Source organism: Okeania sp. (assembly GCF_035285525.1).
GTDB lineage: Bacteria > Cyanobacteriota > Cyanobacteriia > Cyanobacteriales > Microcoleaceae > Trichodesmium.
In genome coordinates this window covers 1-18,467 of record NZ_JAYKGW010000162.1, presented here as the reverse complement: position 1 = coordinate 18,467, position 18,467 = coordinate 1, and the positions used below count along the sequence as shown (strand labels likewise).

16 protein-coding genes are annotated in these 18,467 nt (G+C 34.5%); 5 read left to right on the top strand and 11 right to left on the bottom strand.

Annotated features, from left to right (window positions below):
• Positions 1 to 115: 115 nt before the first annotated feature.
• From VKJ25_RS15345 to VKJ25_RS15320, 6 genes are all read right to left on the bottom strand, one after another.
• Positions 116 to 727, bottom strand: coding sequence for a hypothetical protein (locus VKJ25_RS15345; RefSeq protein WP_324237505.1), 612 nt, complete (start codon positions 725 to 727; stop codon positions 116 to 118).
• A gap of 586 nt (positions 728 to 1,313) precedes the next feature.
• The gene (locus VKJ25_RS15340) at positions 1,314 to 1,952 is read right to left on the bottom strand and encodes a Tll0287-like domain-containing protein (RefSeq protein WP_324237504.1); all 639 of its coding nucleotides are present in this window, start codon (positions 1,950 to 1,952) and stop codon (positions 1,314 to 1,316) included.
• Positions 1,953 to 2,603: 651 nt separating this feature from the next.
• The gene (locus tag VKJ25_RS15335; protein WP_324237503.1) at positions 2,604 to 3,425 is read right to left on the bottom strand and encodes a hypothetical protein; all 822 of its coding nucleotides are present in this window, start codon (positions 3,423 to 3,425) and stop codon (positions 2,604 to 2,606) included.
• Positions 3,422 to 4,057, bottom strand: coding sequence for a cytochrome c3 family protein (locus VKJ25_RS15330; RefSeq protein ID WP_324237502.1), 636 nt, complete (start codon positions 4,055 to 4,057; stop codon positions 3,422 to 3,424). Before VKJ25_RS15330 ends, VKJ25_RS15335 begins: the two co-directional genes overlap by 4 nt.
• Before the next feature lie 140 nt (positions 4,058 to 4,197).
• Positions 4,198 to 4,701, bottom strand: a complete 504-nt coding sequence (locus VKJ25_RS15325; RefSeq protein WP_324237501.1) for a globin family protein — start codon at positions 4,699 to 4,701, stop codon at positions 4,198 to 4,200.
• A gap of 904 nt (positions 4,702 to 5,605) precedes the next feature.
• Positions 5,606 to 6,802 carry a ferrochelatase gene (locus VKJ25_RS15320; RefSeq protein ID WP_324237500.1) on the bottom strand — a complete coding sequence of 399 codons (1,197 nt, stop codon included), beginning with the start codon at positions 6,800 to 6,802 and terminating at the stop codon, positions 5,606 to 5,608.
• Between the two features lie 634 nt (positions 6,803 to 7,436).
• Between VKJ25_RS15320 and VKJ25_RS15315 the strand changes: the two genes are divergently transcribed.
• From VKJ25_RS15315 to VKJ25_RS15305, 3 genes are all read left to right on the top strand, one after another.
• On the top strand, positions 7,437 to 8,006 hold the full coding sequence (locus VKJ25_RS15315; protein ID WP_324237499.1) for a hypothetical protein: 570 nt from the start codon (positions 7,437 to 7,439) through the stop codon (positions 8,004 to 8,006).
• Positions 8,007 to 8,307: 301 nt separating this feature from the next.
• Positions 8,308 to 9,201, top strand: coding sequence for an alpha/beta fold hydrolase (locus VKJ25_RS15310; RefSeq protein ID WP_324237498.1), 894 nt, complete (start codon positions 8,308 to 8,310; stop codon positions 9,199 to 9,201).
• A gap of 561 nt (positions 9,202 to 9,762) precedes the next feature.
• Positions 9,763 to 10,311, top strand: a complete 549-nt coding sequence (locus tag VKJ25_RS15305; RefSeq protein ID WP_324237497.1) for a hypothetical protein — start codon at positions 9,763 to 9,765, stop codon at positions 10,309 to 10,311.
• 767 nt (positions 10,312 to 11,078) lie between these two features.
• On the opposite strand, the gene VKJ25_RS15300 is transcribed toward VKJ25_RS15305, so the two are convergent.
• The 5 genes from VKJ25_RS15300 to yqeK all read right to left on the bottom strand — a co-directional run bounded on the left by VKJ25_RS15300 (position 11,079) and on the right by yqeK (position 16,270).
• On the bottom strand, positions 11,079 to 11,603 hold the full coding sequence (locus VKJ25_RS15300; RefSeq protein ID WP_324237496.1) for a tetratricopeptide repeat protein: 525 nt from the start codon (positions 11,601 to 11,603) through the stop codon (positions 11,079 to 11,081).
• Positions 11,604 to 12,728: 1,125 nt separating this feature from the next.
• A complete protein-coding gene (locus VKJ25_RS15295; RefSeq protein WP_324237495.1) occupies positions 12,729 to 13,679 on the bottom strand; it encodes an asparaginase in 951 nt (316 codons plus the stop codon).
• Between the two features lie 507 nt (positions 13,680 to 14,186).
• A complete protein-coding gene (locus VKJ25_RS15290; RefSeq protein ID WP_324237549.1) occupies positions 14,187 to 14,684 on the bottom strand; it encodes a CGLD27 family protein in 498 nt (165 codons plus the stop codon).
• Between the two features lie 265 nt (positions 14,685 to 14,949).
• Complete coding sequence (gene rsfS, locus VKJ25_RS15285) at positions 14,950 to 15,327, bottom strand: ribosome silencing factor (RefSeq protein WP_324237548.1); 378 nt, start codon at positions 15,325 to 15,327, stop codon at positions 14,950 to 14,952.
• 286 nt (positions 15,328 to 15,613) lie between these two features.
• Positions 15,614 to 16,270, bottom strand: a complete 657-nt coding sequence (gene yqeK, locus VKJ25_RS15280) for a bis(5'-nucleosyl)-tetraphosphatase (symmetrical) YqeK (RefSeq protein ID WP_324237494.1) — start codon at positions 16,268 to 16,270, stop codon at positions 15,614 to 15,616.
• Between the two features lie 374 nt (positions 16,271 to 16,644).
• Here yqeK and VKJ25_RS15275 point away from each other — a divergent pair, with 374 nt between their 5' ends.
• The gene (locus VKJ25_RS15275) at positions 16,645 to 17,547 is read left to right on the top strand and encodes an MBL fold metallo-hydrolase (RefSeq protein ID WP_324237493.1); all 903 of its coding nucleotides are present in this window, start codon (positions 16,645 to 16,647) and stop codon (positions 17,545 to 17,547) included.
• 173 nt (positions 17,548 to 17,720) lie between these two features.
• Positions 17,721 to 18,284: a diheme cytochrome c gene (locus VKJ25_RS15270; RefSeq protein WP_324237492.1), complete on the top strand. Its 564-nt coding sequence runs from the start codon at positions 17,721 to 17,723 to the stop codon at positions 18,282 to 18,284.
• The last annotated feature ends 183 nt before the right edge of the window (positions 18,285 to 18,467 follow it).

The window sequence follows — 18,467 nt, the reverse complement described above, 5'->3', positions numbered from 1 at the left end:
CATACCTTTTTGTACCATTCTTTTCTATAAGTGATATAAATTATATTATTTCTTGCTTCTCAATGTCAACTTTTCCTTTATTCATGCTAACTTCCACCTTCTTCCTTCTTTCTTCTTACTGATAAAAGTAAGCGATAAAAATATGAAAAATCAACATCACGCAAAATACACTAACTAAAAAAATATGAGTATTTAGCCAAATTAAGCGCATATTTATAATTAATTTACCTTTAGAAATTCCAGGAATTTCACTTGTAGAATTAGCACTTTGCCAAGCAAAACGGAAAAACTTTATAGGAGATTCTAAAAAACCAGTTTCAGCAACTACCCCCACAAGTGCAGATAAAGTAACACCAAAAAATACCCAGAGAAAAACTGCATTAAAATTTAATCCTTGCGCTCCAATTGTATGAATTACAGTTGTGCCTAAAAGCCCTACTCCCAGAAAAATATGTAGGATACGCCAGAATTGAATTGAACCGGGAATTTTCATTTTAAATTTCCAAGTCCTACCTCTTTTTCTAGCAGTTAATACCATTTCTAATATGACAAATATTAGGGATAAATATCCAGTTATTTGTTTATAAATTTCCCCTTGTAAAATCTGTAAAATATCGAAATGTGTTTCTCTCATCATCGGTATATAAACCGGACTAAAAACAAAGGGCAGTAATAGTCCAATTGTGATAATTGTTAACACAATTAATGTACTAAATTTTGGTTTCATTTGTTGGAAGGAAGAAGGAAGAAGGAACAAGGAAAGCGAGATTTGTCATCGACCAAGAAATAAATTTCTACAGCTAAAATGGTGCATGGGGTAGGGGCTGGCTTTAGCAGCAATTTTCATGCTTACTCTAATATTTACATAAACCCGCCCCCTTAGAGGTTGCGTAGTATCATGGGGGGGCGGGTTTAGCCAACTTATTGGTGAAGACTCGTTAACTTAATAATGAAAGCAGCCCCTACAAACCCTGATTCCCTAATACACACTCATTAGATCAAACAGTCTAGTAGTAGATTGACACACCTTATAATGGTGCATTACTTTTTGGCTGTGTTTAGACAAGGAAGACCAGGAATACAAGGTGGTAAGGGAGAAAAAATCGCTCTGCACAGTTTTAGGTGTGTTAGTCCAGTAGGGTGCGTTTCGCTCCGCGACATGAAAAGCGTAGCGTAACGCACCAATACTCCTTATGTACTGCTTTTGCGTAAGTCCTGTAAAAATTCAGTCATCTTTAGATGACTTCAGCTATTAGCCGAGGATTTTAATCCTTGGAGACTTCGAGACTTGGAAACCGACAGCTAAATGCTTCTTAAGTCAAAGGTAAATTAATTACCACACCACCCATAACATCGTTTAACTTAAACACTTTGTCAGGATAACGTTCTTTATGAATAGGGTGTTCATTATGGCAAGTAACACAAGCTTCAGCAATAGCTTTATCAGGATAAATAGCCGAATAATATTTTTGACCGGCAATTTCTCGCTCTGCTTTATAAGGTTCACCAGTATCTACAACTTGCTGCATTCCTGCACTTTCAAATTCACCTTTAGGAGCTTGACTATCATTAATATTCCAAGGAGAAATCAACCCGTAAGTAAAGGTTCCTTTTTCTGAAGCTAACTCTGCTCCCAAACGGAACATTTGTGCTGGTAAAGGAACACCATTTGCTTGTTGCCAAGCTTCCGTTGCTTCCGCAGGAACAACTCCAGCTTCTTTAGGTTTTCCTTCCAAAGTTTTGAGACGGTTAACAACGTGCTTGGTATAAGCAGTTCTGTCAGCTTCAGCTACAGAATGGATATAATCAACTACCAATTCAGGGGGAATACCAATGCTAGCTTGAGTTTGAGAACCACCACCACCACCGCAAGCAATTGCTGTGAAACAAATAGTTACTGCTAAAGTAAATAATACTAAAGTTCGTCCTTGGAAACGCTTGAAGAAATTCATAGTTACATTCTCCTAATTTATTTATAATTTACACAATTAATTAATAATGAACAATGAAAAATAGAGCCTATTTCAGACTAATGATGTACAAGTTGAAATGATAAAACTTTTGGTAGTCCTGTAGATGTAGCAGTATTTACAAATCAACCTTTTTCATTGTTAGAAGTCTAATTGTAAAAATCACTACTTGTACACCACAACCGAATTTTTCTAACACAAGCATCTTGCTTGTTAGCTTTGTATCTAACTAGCAACAGAAAGTGCAGTATTTCTAAATCTTGGAGAGGTTGATAATTTAATATGTCTGAGATGCACCCCTTAAAAATGACTATTAATTGCTCAAACTTTTATCTGTAGATGCTTTGAGGTTGAATTAGCAGAGCAATAATTATCAATTATAGGACTAAAGCTATGAGGTAGGAAAAATAAGGGTTTGAGATTGCTTCCCGACGGTCGTATCAAACGAAAATACGTTGCAGTTGCGTAACTCCTGAATTATCTAAGAGAGAGTAAGAACGTTGTATGCAACGTCCTTACGGAGGAAAGAATTAATGATTTCTCCCCAGTAATTGATTTTAACTTTTATTTTTCGAGATGTCTATTGGTCAAAAAACTTAAAACCTCTAGGGATTAATTATTAATTATTAATTATTAATTGCCTAATCGCTTTTTCTCAAATTCCCTAATTAGTTTTAAGGTTTCTAAATCTTGGTTAGGTTGGCGATTAAAATTGCCTTCCACTAATTCATTATCGAAGATGCTATTATAGGAATATTCCATCCCATGACAATTCATACAAACATCGGCAACCATGCGATCGCGAGGCAATAAATTGTAAGTATTATTATGATTAACAAATACTTTTTTACCTATCTCTTGATGTTGGCGAGGTAAATGACAACTGGCACAAGTTACCGACTCCTCAGAAGGTCTCGGCAACCTTCCTGCTGCCAAAAATTGTTGACCATGCTTTGAGTCTTGATAACTCAGAGAATGGGTATCATTGTGACAAGTCAAACAAGAATCAACAGCAGCTTGATAAGTGTTAACAGAATGAACGTCATGGCAAGTATTACAATTCATTTGCCTCCCCAAAGCTGATTCCTTCATTGGTAGGCTTGCCATTTTTGGAGTCAAAGGAGACAAACCTTCCCCCAGACGAATACCGTGTTTGCCAAACAAAAAAGTTTCTACTTCTGACTCATGGCAACTTTGACAACTTTCATAAGTTGGTTGACTTATCAATTTTTTAGTTTTCTCTTCCAAGTGACAGCTAGAACAATTTATATCAGCTAAAGCATGGGCACTTCCCCGCCAAAGTTGATTAATATCCTCAAGTTGTGGTTGAGAAATTGAGCTAGCACTGACAGGAGAAGTAACACAAAATAGCGCCCAAAAACAAACAAATAAACCAACCAGAGGAAACAAGCGTATTTTGAACTGAGACTGCCGTGTATTTTGAATTGTCTTCATTCCAAAAACTCTTTACTTAAATCTGGTGGAGGAGCTTTTTCCACAGTAGCTGTCACAGTCAAAATTGGTAATTCTGGCTTCGGTAACAGTCGTGGTTGATTCAAATTTTGCCCCAAAAACCCCGTCGAAATAGAACGATGGTCATGGAAATTATGACATCCTGCCGTCCAACAGCCATCACGTTCAAAACCTTTGTGACTGGGAATATCTCCTGCAATTACTCCCTCATGGCAGCTCATGCACAAGTCAGGTTTGAGATTAACTCCACGGGCAAATATATGAACATGTTCTAGATGGCAAGCAGTACAGGTCAATACATCAATATTATTCAGTAATTCTGCCCAACGGGGGTCGCGAAACTTTTTCTCGCCATGAGTGTCTGTAGCCATTTCTGGTTGATGACAGCGCATACAAGCTTCATTTGTCACAGGTTTAAAACCTTCGTGACAGGAATTACAGGAAACTTCAAATAATAAATGTCCTTCAGAAGTTTTTCCGGGAAGAAAAGCTTGACGTTGGTCGAGGATAAATGCTCCGGCAAACCAAAGTACCAAAAGTACCATTATTCCAATTATTAATGTTTTTAATTGGAATAAATGGGCTTTTTTAATGTTGTCAGAAAAACCAGTCATTTCAGTTATCAGTTATTAGTTATCAGTCATTTTTTTATTTAATTAGCGATCAGGTTTTTGTAACTCTGAGCTGAAGTTTCCCTCTAGCAAGTAAAAAAAATGATTCTACTAATTGCTGAGTGCTGAGTGCTGACTGCTTATTATTTCTTCTCTGAAAGCTCTGCTTTACTAACATCAACACCTTCTGCTCCTTTTAACATTAGCTCAGTAATTGCTCCATAAGCATCTACCCAAGCTTGCTTCACTTCTTCTGTCCAATCTTCTTTTAAATATTGCTCGAAAGTTTTTAACAGAGAATTACCAACTAACGGGTAGTGTTCGGGTAGAGCACCATATTTGACGTGTCTAGCTCCGAGTCCTTCCAGTGCATCGGTTAAAACATCTGGTCTCCGGAGATTTTCAACTACCAAAATTAAAGAGCCTAATAATTTTTTATGTTGGGCTGCCATATCAGTGCTAGTAAACAGGGGTTGGGCATCTGGGTAGTCGGTAAAGAGGTTATTGTAGAAGCTTTTAGTAAATTCATCAGCTCTGGGCTTAACTTGCTCAAAACTGTTTTCCAATAGTTCAACTTGTAATTCGGTTTTTTTATTATCTTGGTCTGTATTATCAGTATTTTTAGGGGTTTGCTCTGGTGATGACATTGCTTTGGTATCTCTCTATAAATTATTTAGTGCTAGGATAGCAAAAAAATTAATTTTTGACTAACTCCGTCCAACAATTTATAGAAACTTAATGAAGTGTGTTGTATCATTGATTACAAAATTTTCAATATTATATAATATAGGAGCAAAAGGCAGAAGTAAGAATGAACAAGCTTAAATCTGCTAGATATTTCGACAGTTTTTACACATACCACAATACTAAAATTAGGACTTACCCATGAACGCTACTGGTAGTACCGACACAGTTAAAATAGTGTATTAGAGAATCAGGTTTTCTAGGGGCGGGTTTCATCATTAAGTTAACGAGTCTTCACGGATCAGTTGGCTAAACCCGCCCCCCATGATATACCGACACAGTTAAAATAGTGTATTAGGGAATTAGGTTTTCTAGGGGCGGGTTTTATTATTAATAGGACTTACGGAAAGACACTATATATAGTGTATCTATCTGTGATACTGACGCTGACGCACCCTACTAATAGCGTTTATGGCTTTAGTCCTAATTCAGTTAACGAGTCTTCACGGATCAGTTGGCTAAACCCGCCCCCTGATGATATCACGCACCCTCTAGCGGGGCGGGTTTATGTAGACCTTAGAGTAAGCATGAAAATTTCTGCTCAAACCCGCCCCTACATATTGCACTATTTAAGGTGTGTCAGTTTAGTAGGTGTGTTATTCCACAACGCACAACGCACCAAGACTCTATATTATAGTACCTTTATGTAACTCTTGACCCATTGATAAAATAGGAAAATGGTGAATATAAGTCGGATGAGCATCCTGTCCGTCCGAATATTTCAGGAACGGGCAAGATGCCCATTCCACAGCCAAATTTCCAGAATATTTAACCTTGAAAAAAGGCTTGAAGAAAAGTAAAAAATACCTAATGATGATGATGGTCGTGGTCGTCGTGATGGTGATGATGACCATGAGAATGACTATGACCATGATCGTGACTATGAACATGATTTGATTTTGCTTGTGCTACTGCCAAAGAAGGATTAATAGCCAAAGCATTTTCACTTAAGAGTTCCTCAATATAAGGATTCGCCCATTCAGCAGCCATTTGCACAAATTCTGAGCGGTCATTTACACAAGGCATTTGTCGATAAGTTACTTCCGGATGTTTCTGACGCAAAGCTTCAATAATATGCTCTACATCTAATAATGTTTCATGGTTTTCTGTAGCAAAACCAATAGGCATAAAAATAATAGCTGTTGCACCTAATTCTATCAAGTTTTTCGCAGCAGTTTTAGCATCTGGTTGAGTCCATTCAATCATTGGAGTATCATGGTTTAACCAACCTACAGAAATTAGAGGAAAACGATTAATTAAACGTTCTCTTACTAACTCATAAAGTGTCTGACTTTCATCAATTCCAGAAGTAAAACCTTTGGCTTTATGGGGGCAACCATGATTAGTTAAAACAATACCAATTTGAGATGGTAAATGAGCAACTGCTAAGTCATTAGCAATTTGTTCTTCTACCATTTTTGCAGTTAAATTAATATAATCAGGTTCGTTATAAAAAGAAGGAATATAACGTTGACCTTTAACCCAATGTTCGGTTTGATCTGCTAATTTTACTAATGCTTTATTAACTTGTTCAACAGCTATTCCACTGGTGAAAATAGAGTCAACTACTAACAAAGGATAAATTAATATTTTATCAAATCCTTCAGATTTAATCTGTGTTAATACTTGTTCTGGTAAGTGGGGAGCGCAAAAGTTAAAAGCTTTAAATACTTTGACGCGATCGCCCCATTTTACTTGGAGATTTTTTTCAATTCCTGCTCTTTGACTTTCAAAAATAGCATTATGAGGAGAGATGAAGTTACCATGTTGATGACTCCATTCATGCAAATCAAAAATAGCTAATAATTTTGCTAAAGGAGGATATATCCAAGTAGGAACTGGAGCAAATTTAGCCGTAAGTAAGTTTAATGCTTGTTCATTATAATTAGCAAAATCTTCATAACTTTCTACTTCTCCATATCCCATTAATAAAACTGCTACTCTGTCTTGAATAGGAGATATAGAATTTGTTGGAGTTTGAATTTTTTCTGTAGTTGTAACCAAGTTTTGCTCCTTTACTTATATCTTTATAATTTAAGCATTCAGCTATTGGCTGTCAGCTAACAGCAAAACTATCTAAGAGTTGGAAATGGCTTTAAATGAATATAACCTTTAAAGTCGGCTTTGATAGTAATATCCAATTTATCTTAACTAATAAAGCTTTTATTTCAAACTAAAATAAATAGCTGACTGCTGTTTGCGCAGCATTCCTCAGAAAATGCTTACCTTTTAATTAACTCAATTAAAAAAAATGAGTAATTTCACTCTGGTGTTAGTTTAGCATTCCCCACTGGGGGGATGGGTACTAAAATTATTGAGATAATATAAAGTTTTGCACTTTAGGGAAAATTCTTCTGTACGGACGTTGCATAAGGGCGTCCCTACTCTTCTATAAATTCCCGTGACTTCTGGATTCTGGATTCTGACTCCTTCCCCCTCCTAAAAGACTGAAGAAGCGCAAACCTTATTTACACATCTACAGGACTTACGCAAAGGTACTATATATAGAGTTAAAAAACTATAACGTTATAGTTTGAAACGCTATATATATATATATATATATATATATATATGTTCTCTCCGTAATTCCTAATCTACTCTTAATCCGTATATCCCTGTGAGGTGACTAATAACTGAAATGACTATAGTAATTTGCCCTGGAATACATGACCCACACCTAACCGATCAATTCTTGGAGGGATTATGTATTAATTGGCCAATTTCTTCAGATTCCCATAACTTCTTGGTCTATCCAACTAAAGACTATGCTTCCTATTCTGCTCTTGACATATCAAATTTTTTATGGTACGAAAAATCAATAACCATAGATGTACCATTACTATTTATTGCCTTTAGTGCGGGAGTGGTAGGAGCAATAGGAGCTGCTTGGACTTGGCAAATGAAAGGTGGACAAGTAAAAGCAGTTATAGCTATTGATGGATGGGGAATGCCTTTAACTGGAAATTTTCCTATCTATAAACTTAGTCACGACTATTTTACTCATTGGAGTTGGGGACTTTTGGGAAGTAGTGATGGTAATTTTTATGCCCATCCATTTGTAGAACATTTAGAAATATGGCGATCGCCCCAAACTACTAGAGGTTGGTGGCTAAATCAAAACAGTGTTGAAGATGAAACAGCAATACAAATAACAGCAGCAGAATTTATTAGGCAAATATTAGAGACACACGGAGAATTAATTCAATAATTAATAATTGATAGTTACCTCTCCCTAAAAAGAAGAGGATTGAATAAAAGGAAAACATTTATTTTTTTCCCTTTGAAAGGGGAAACTTCAAGGCATGAATTATTTAATTATTTAATTATTTAATTATTAATTATTCGGTAACTTTTAATTAGTGATCGATACCTTATTTTTTAGTGATAGTTTGATATAATTATGATTTATACAAAGAAACCCAGTTTCTGAGTTCGGTAATTATCCATTAATGAGATATAATCTATAACTAAATTAACAATTTTAATCAGGAAGCAGGAGTTATTTTAAAGTGACAATAATAGAGAAAACATCTTATATAAATATCAATGGTGTTGAGCATTATTATGAATGGATAAAAACATCAAATTCTGTAGAAAAATCAAAACCAGTAATGGTATTTCTACATGGATGGGGAGGTTCTGGCAGATATTGGGAAACCACGGCAAAAGAACTTTCTGAAAAATTTGATTGTTTAATTTATGACCTCAGAGGATTTGGTCGTAGTTCTTTACCTAAACCTGATTCCACAACAGAAAAAAGTATATCTAAAAGTTCACAAGAACTGATTAATAGTTATGAATTATTTGGTTATGCAAAAGACTTAAAAATTTTATTAGATACTTTAGAATTAGAGAAAGTTTACCTCACAGCTCATTCAACTGGTTCTTCTATTTCCGCTATATTTTTAAATCTTTATCCAGAGAAAGTAGAAAAAGCAATTTTAACTTGTAGTGGTATTTTTAAATATGATGAAAAAAGTTTTTCCGCATTCCATAAAGTAAGTCGTTATGTAGTTATGTTTCGCCCTAAATGGTTAACAAAAATTCCTTTTATGGGTCGCATAGTGATGAAAAGATTTTTATATAGGTCGATTCCTGATAATTTATGTAATGAATTTTTAGAAGATTTTATAATGGCTGACTTTGATGCTGCCTATGGTACGGTCTTAACATCTGTGAGTAAAGAAGCATCAGAATGGTTGCCAGAACAATTTAAAAATTCAACAGTACCAATTTTATTAGTTTCTGGTGAATATGACAAAATTATTCCGGCAGAAATGGGTGAGCAAGCAGCAAAACTTAATGACAAAATCGAATTTTTTATGATGAAAAATACGGCTCATTTTCCTATGTTAGAAGATCCAGAAAATTATTTACGAAGAGTATTAACTTTTTTAGCATAGATTGAACTTTCGTAATACACACATCTTGTTTGTTATAACTGTACAAAAAAACTAAAATAAAAAAAGTAATCAAGGAAAACAAGTATGGCAAAGTTGGTTTTCTAAATTCTTGCCATACTTATCAGGAGTGATAAATTATTGTCAAAGTCGATAATTATTTTGGTTGCTAAAATTAGGAGTATTTTTTGTTATGAATTTTATCAAGTTAAATAATTCAAAATGCATGATTAAAGTGTAGCTACAAGATAATTAACTAGCCTTAACACAAAGCAAATATGATAGTAAATCAATTACATTAGGATGATTAAATACCCTATATTTTCCATTTTATTTACGACAAATATGTAAAAAGAATCTCTGACTATCCGGAAAACTAAACTCTAGAATAGGAAGATAGAGTGTAAACTAGCTAACAATGGAAATGCTTAAAAAAGTAAAAATTATCAATTTAAAACTTACAATAGCAGCCATGAGAAGCAAAATCAACTGAAATTGATATACAATCTATCTATACACAATATGCAAGCCTATTTTCCTTTTTACAGTATTCTAGACAAAAAATTGCCATATTATCAATATTTCGCTGCTTGGTTAGAGGCTAAAATCCTTAATCCTTCTCTAAATATACCCATTGATAAAACCTTACCATTTTTGTTAGAAGTATTAGAATTAACTCATAATAGTCAAGGCGATCCTCAAATTGTTTATCCTCTAATTGTCGAAAATATTGATTTATTAGAACCCCATTTCATATACATTTTACGGAAGTGGGCAAAGCAAACTTTTCTGAATATTTCTCAAAATCAAGCAGCTATTATTGCCCGTTCATTAGTTAATTTTAGTCAGATTATTTGGGCACTACCTGATGGAGATTCTGATGTAAACTTAGAAATTTCTTTAGCTTGTTGTGAGTTAGCTTTGGAAGTATATAATTTAGAGAAATTTCCTAAACAATGGGGTATAGTTAATAACAATTTAGCTTTAATTTACAATAATCGCTCTTATGGAGTTCCTACTCATAATCTCATTAAATCTTTTCTACATTATCAACAAGGAAGAGCGGTATTTTTAAACCAACGTTTTCCTGAAAAATGGACTGAATTAAGGTAAGCAGTCAGCGGTCAGAAGAGTGCTTTTAGTTTTAGATAAAAGCTTGATGATACGGTTCCCGATAAATCAGAAATTTTATCTGACTACAAAATTCAGTTTTCACTTTCTTTATTCGTTTAATTTTCCTCCTTAAGGTTGAGGTTTTTATTGCTATTAACACAGTTCTTCCGTAGGAGATTACCTAAAAGCTAATAGCTGTTTCGCAATATTCCGCAGGAAATGCTTACAAATTAAGTTGAGATTAAACTGTTTTTTGTTATAGAAAATAGGGAATATAAAATCTAGATAAGTGTATAACCAAAATTAATTAATTATATATTCTGCTAACTCCCTGTTTTCCCTATTCCCTCTTTCAACTAGGAAATTAGTTTTATACAACTACTTATCATCACAGCTAAGTAACATTAACTTACCAAAAAAAATATCACAAAAAGGTGTATCTAGATTCAGATATTCTTCAAAACAGCAGTTCCAATCATTTCTTAAATATTTACTCACTATAGCAATCTTAAATAGACATCTCCAAAAAAGAGGCAATGAGCAATAGGCATGCTAGCAATAGGAAGAAAGAATTGATAATTTATGTATGATAATTGATTTGATTTTTTATTTCTGGAGATGTCTAATAGGTTATAACAAATCAAAAAGTAAACAAAAAAACTGCAACTCCCACCTATTCGCTGTTAACTATTCCCTGTTTCCTAAAAGGCAGTAAAATTTTTGACATGAATAAAATAAGATTGCTATACATGGTAAACTTCAAAAAATTAACTGAACCACATTAACCCACTTAAAGTGATAATTATTAATACTAAAGCTACCCAAAGAAATTGATTATCTTCTGTATTAACCTCACTAGGATCGAGAACTTCTAACTTAGGAACTTTTGGTTTTGGCAAAGGTGACTTAAAAGCTACGCCCCTACTACTATTATCTTTAGTATCACTCTCAGGTATTGCACCTAAGTCAGGAATTTTAGTTAACCACTCCTCTCTGCTTCTCAACACAGGTGCTTCCAAAATAGCTAATATACGTTTTGCTTGTTGGCGAGTCTGTAAATAAGAGTGAGAAGTGAGTTTTTTACAAAGGGTAATAGCTTCTTGAATTTTACCAGTAGCTTGATATACTGTTACTAGCCAAATTTGTGTTTCTCCTCCTAACCGAGAATTAGGATTAATATTTTCTAGAGCAGTTTCTAAATGCTGTAATGATTTTTGATATTGACCGCATTCAAAGGCATTTTTCCCAATTTTATATTCAGTTTCAAATAACTCTAGGTTTTCTACATTCACAATTTTTATTAATTTTTTTAGATTTTTTATAAAGGAAGAAGGAAGAAGTTTTGTAGTCTACCTTTGTCAAAACCGCTATAATTTAAATAGTATAAAGAAACCAGGTTTATTGCCCCAGTTTCTTGATAATAACGTCATTAGCTTTATAACTTTTTGCAATACAAGAAGTAAGAAACGTAGTGGACTGTTTAATCTAAAAATGTAGCCCTTTGTAGAACGACAGTGAAACCCAACAAAGTTTTGTTGCTATTGGGTTACTCCCACAGATCACCAAATTATGTGCCTCAATAATAGTAGGGGCAGGTTTTAGCTATAATTTTCATGGTTACTCTCAGATTTATACAAACCCGCTTAGTAGGATATTAAAGTATTAATACCACAAATAAAAGAGAGCCTGATAAATTCTTAAAGTTTACCAGACTCTTTTTGATGTTATTAACTTTTAATGAAGAATGGCGGGAGGCGGATTTGAACCACCGACCTTCGGGTTATGCTTACTACTACAGCTTTCACTGCCTTAACTCTGAATCTATCAGAGATTAGTTTGTAGTCTGGACTGTCCCTTTACCCTCAGCTTCTATTAAAATAGATAACTGTTAGGGTACCTGCCAACCAGTCTCTACACCTTCTCCTCAATTTTATTTTGGAGCTTGGCTCGGGATTACCCCGCTAACGGCTTCCCCGAATTTGACAAGTAATCACATATAAGTTTCCCTATATGCCGCCCCTTACAAGGTAAAGATTCAAGCTAACCGACTAGCGGTCTTGGTTTATGCTTGGTTTTAGTTTATCTTTCCTTATAACTTGAGCCCGACGAGCTACCAGACTGCTCTATCCCGCGTCAACGTCTTCTATTATAACCACAACCAAATCAAAATTGCAACCCCTTAGTCAAATATTTTCAAATTTTTTTTTCAGAATGTCCACTTATATAGTTAGGGCATACTAAATAGGACTGACTGATTAAATATAAAAGCATTTACAGATAAAGGTTGTAGCCTTTTTAGATCGAAAAAAGTTCTGAGTTTTTAGCTCTTGTAGTCTCAAAATGGTAGATTTGTGACCTTGGCCATCAGAAAATTTGGCCGTAGCAGATAGCCTAAACTGTTCCTTGTTCCCTCAACCTTAAATAGACATTTCTCCCACTACTTCTAAACGCTTAACATTACTGAGTGACATATAATTTTCCGCTAGAGTTTCAGCAATGCTAGGAGTTATCCAACCCATCTGAGTCAATAAATGAATGGCTACGGCATATTTAGCCCGTTTTGCTCCATCCATAATTTTTATGGCTAAACCCATTCCTTCACCTACTCGGCCAATACATTGTACTCCCTCAGCCCCAGACTTACTAACAATTTCTCCAGCAGTCAACCGCATTAACTCTGTATCAAAGTGTCCCTCTCCTCCAATCATTTCTGGATGATAGGTCATAGCACGGACAATTCTTTCTAGTTCCAAACTATTACCAGAAGATAGTTTGGCGTACAAGGTTGCCATTTGACTAAGTTGTAAAAGATAAGTTGGAGCGCCACAGTCATCACGAGCGCCAATAAATTCTGCTGCCGGCATGGCCAGTAACTCGGCAATTTTGCTAATAATTAACTGTTGTACTGGATGATTCATTTCCAGGTACGATTCCATTGGCCAATTTCGTTGCTGACAAATAGCCAACATACCTGCGTGTTTACCAGAACAGTTATGTTGCAAAGGACTGTTGTTTTCGGCTTTAGTTGGACATTGCAGTTTTGATGGGTCAATATCACAACGCCATAAAATATTAAAGACTTGTCTGGCTTGCTGTGTTGTCCCTTGATGGGAACTACATATAATAGCTAAGTCTAGATCGGTTAAGTCATATCGTTCGAGAATACCTGTAGTAATAACTGCTAAGGCTTGAAATGGTTTGAGAGCTGAACGAATAAATGTAGCTGTATCAGCATCTCCGGCTACAGATAAAACTCGACCTCTATGGTCGCATATAGCAGCTTGAGCTTGGTGAGTTGATTCAACAATACCTTCTCTGAGTAGTCTAATTTCTAGTTGTGCAGTTTGTGTTCTTTTTCCCCTAGTCATTTCAGTTATCAGTTATCATTTATCAGTTATCAGTTGATCTTCCCGGCGCAAGATTATATCCAGTAAACCATTACAAAATATAGTTTATAGTCAAATTTGGCTAGGTAATTTTCTAACGGGAAGAGAGTATCATTTTCTCCAGTTTTAACTAGAGGCAATATAATCAGTTATCAGTTACTCTCTTCCCAGTCCCAAAGCAAGATTATATCCAGTTAGCTGATGACCAAAATTTTATTTATCACCTTTAATTAATCCTGTTTTGTCGCCTTAAGTATAGTATGGCTTGAGTACGTTCTTTAAAATATTTGGAAAGTATTTATTATGTTAATATTTACATCAATAAATATATTATTACTTACAGCTAAATTTAATAATCTTAACTATAATTAGTTGCCAATCTAAAATGCTTAGTTAGTGTTAGTTTTTTCGGCGATCGCCTGCTAATTCAAGGTATATTAAATTGCTAAGTATAATTATGATAATTTTTAATGGCTAATCTAGGATATTTTAGACAAACGACCAAGCAACTCCACCCAGAAAAATCAGTAATAGAAAATAATAAAAAGTCTGGCGTAATTTTTGTAGCAGAGGTTCAACTTGGTATTGCAATATTAATCTATCCTTTGTAATTTCTTGTGGTGTTTTCACCCAGGTTTGCCCATCATACCAACCAGACTCTTCATAAAAAACTGTGGTATTAGCCAGACGAGACTTCACATAATTCCAACCTAGATAAAGTCGCAATAATACCAAAATTAAAACTAAACTTGCTCCTGCTGAACCACTCAATAAAAATTGCCCTAAATATTTTTGGGGAGGAAAACTTGCTGCTGCTACAGGACCAGATATTAACCAACTCCAGACCCAAACCCAAACTAACTTCCTGAAGTAAGGAAATCTTTCTAATGTCACCCAGCAAAATAACCAAGAATTTTTCAATTCTTCATATTCATTAGCTGGCTGTTGTTCTGGTGGAACCGGAGAACTAGATGTTATTTGTCTCATCATAAATCGTTTTTTTCCTTACTTATTTTTGTTATATCTTTAAAAAAGTAATTCATGTTAAAAGTTAGTTGGTAAATATTCAGCTATTTAGGGTTTAGAACTTGATATGAAATACTGTACAAACAGCTTTTTAAGAAACGATATAACTTAACTATTAAGATTAGCTGATAGACTTTTAGCCATATTTATAATTATAATTCTTGGAAATTTATAAATGGCTTTTTCCTTTTTTCAAGGTAATGAAACTGATAGCTGAATGCTGACATTAGTTTTGATTTAGTAATGATGAAATATCTATTCTTTCTGCATGACCCCAGAATGCTTCTAAGTTATAAAAATCTCGTTCTTCGGGCTTCAAGATATGAACTATAACATCACCATAATCCATTAATATCCAAGAACTTTCGTTTTGGCCTTCTACTCCTAAAGGATAAATTTGCCTCTCCTGTTCTACCTTTTGAGCGATCGCCTGAGATATTGCTCTGACTTGGACATGAGAATAACCTGTAATAATGATAAAGTAATCTGCTAAATAAGATACTTCCGAGACCTTAATCACAACAATGTTATCTCCTTTGCGGTCTAATGCAGCATTAACAATTGTGGATGTCAATTCTAAGGTTGGGTCTAGTTCGGAATTTATTGCACTTGTTTCGGTTGACAAAGATTGAATATCAGGGTATTTTGATGTCAAATTATCTATTTCCTTAATTAAATTGAATTACTAATTGATCTAGATAGTACAAACTTCTAGGAATAATTATTACTAGCTAAGGCTTTCAGCTATCTAAAGGTGAGGAACTTTCAGTGCTGTCAGCTTTTCCCAATCATATTTTTAGTGTACTCTCCAATTCTAAATTCTAAAATTTGTACTCCAGTAATTGAGTTTGGCTAATTTTTGGCCTCTATAATTAATTAATCATATCTTGTTAATTTCTGGACTGCTTAATTTCTTGCTGATTCAGGTGGGTTTTGGCCTTTTCCATAAACCAATTTCTCGTCAATAAAATTCTTGGGTGAATCAAACTATTTAAGTTCAGCAGGTGTTTTATAGTATAATCACAGGTCAGCCAAACTGCTTGGTCGAGATTTTTTTGAGCTATTTGTCTCAAATGCTCTAGTTCATGGGTTTTGCCTCTACCCGGTTCCAAAGTATCTGCTAGGAAAACTATGGAACTCAGCTGATTCATAGCTGGAGAACCTAATGTATGGTTAGCGATCGCTGCTAAAATTTCTGTATCTTCTATGCCAAATTCTTTTTTGGCCACAATTGCACTAACATTTGCATGGAGCAAGTGAGGGCAAACTGTTAATATTGAGTCTATTTCTAATCCTTCTGACTGAGAGATTTGCAATAGACTTTCGGGGGGAAAATATTTGGCAAGGTCGTGCATTAATCCTGCCAATTTAGCTTTTTCTTGGTTTAGGTTATGATAGTTGGCTAGTTCATCTGCCATTTTTTCTACTCTGAGAATATGTCTAATTCTAGAAGTAGGAACATTAGCTGAGAGCCATTTTAAGATTTTTTCTTTAAGTTGAACCAAGTATAATTTTTCTAGTTTAATTGAGATTTCTTCAGCTTTCATAAAAATTATTGTTATAGATAGAGAGATTTAGCTATAGAATAAGTTTTTCTAAAGTTTAGAAGCTATCAATACAGAAAAATAAGTTATTTCTAGCTGGGAATAAAAATTTTCCGATCAATATAATGTATTAATGTAAGCTTTATATACTAACAATAAGGTAAGCATTCAGCTTTTCCACAAATGAGGTAATTATCCATTATCCATATAATTCTTGGGAATCTAACTTATTGCTTTTTCCTTAAAGTTAATAATGATAGCTGATAGCTGAATGCTTGCACAGTAAGTATTAGCTCATTTGGCTAGAATGAGCTAAATTAAAGATTAAAGAATTTTACACAGATTTGTACTAGCAGTAAATTCTGAAACACAGAAATATGCCATCTTTAGAGTCGTCATCCCCAATATCGTCTGAGGAGCAAACTACTGAGTCAAATACCTTGTCAACCGACTTTGTTGTTGAATTTTGGGGTGTGCGAGGTAGTATCCCTACTCCCGGTAACAGCACTGTTCGCTATGGTGGTAATACCTCTTGTGTAGAAATGCGTGTAGGGGCAAAACGTTTGATTTTTGATGGAGGGACGGGTCTAAGAGTTTTGGGTCTAAACCTACTCAAACAAATGCCAGTAGAAGCTCATTTATTTTTTAGTCATACTCACTGGGACCATATTCAAGGTTTCCCATTTTTTGTACCTGCATTTGTACCTATCAATAAATTTCACATATACGGAGCCATAGCACCTGATGGTACTACAATTAAGGAATCTTTATCCGATCAAATGGTAAACCCTAACTTTCCTATTCCTTTAAAGTTAATGGGTTCTGAGATGAAATTTTATAATTTTAGGGAAGGAGATGTACTTGAGGTTGATGGTATTAAGATTGAAACAACTCCCCTAAATCACCCAAATTTTGCTATTGGATATAGAGTTTGTTGGAATGGTAAAAGTGTAGTTTATTGTCCAGATACAGAACATTATGAAGACTGTTTTGATGAAAATGTGCTGCATCTAGCTCGTCATGCCGACCTTTTAATCTATGATGCTACTTACACAAATAAAGAGTATTATGATATTAAATTCCCAAAAATCGGTTGGGGACATTCTACTTGGGAGGTAGGGGTAGAGATAGCTAAAAAGGCAGGAGTGAAACAAGTAGTTATGTTTCAGCATGACCCTGCTCATAATGATGATTTCTTGGATGGAGTTCAAAAGGATCTCCAATTACAATTTCCCAATGGGTTAGTTGCAAAAGAAGGTATGACAATTCCGATTATTTAAGTTAAGTAGTCGTGCTTTTAGGAATTTCCTAGTTGAGGGAGGGAATAGGGAACAGGAAGAAAGAATTGATAATTTCTGGATCAGATTGGAGATATATAATAGTAATGTACAATTAATTTGGCATAAGCACTTAAAATTAAAAATTATTCCTAGAATACACAGGGATTATTTTCATGTCAAGAGCTAATCTCAGAAATAAACGTAGAAAACGACCAGATATTGTTTTGCTGTTACTACTTATATTTTTTTGTTCGACTTGTGGTTGGATGATGGGGAAAATTTCTACTGCAATTACTATTTCACAGGTTGATTCGGAATTAATTAGTAATGTTGATGTGGTTCCCCAAAGTCATCAATTAGGATTATCATTATATTTGGAGAATTGTGTTACTTGTCATGTTGCTGTACCACCTCAAGTTCTACCTACTGAAAGTTGGCGCATAATTATCCAGGATTCTCAACACTATGGTGTACAACTTCCTCCTCTTGTAGATCCACCTCGTCAACTTATTTGGAATTATTTACAAGTATCTTCTCGTCGCAAATCTCCAAAAGAAGAAAGAATACCTTACAGAATATTTCGTTCTCGTTATTTTCAGGCGCTTCATCCAGAAGTAAAACTTCCTCAAAAATTAAATATTAAGGGTTGTGTTTCTTGTCATCCTCAGGTAGAAGATTTTGATTTTAGAACTCTCAATAATGAAGTTAAAAGTCAAAATCCAAAAGTCAAAAGTTAGATGTAGGTTGGGTTGAGGAACGAAACCCAACATTAAAGGACTTCTATGTCAAAAAATATCCTATTAGTTATGAAAATTCGGTTAATGATAAAGTAAAAAATTGGGATAATTTATATTCTGCTATTTCCTGAGAATTCCGAAATTGTTTTTGTTCTAAATTACACTTTCATAGATGTAGGTTGG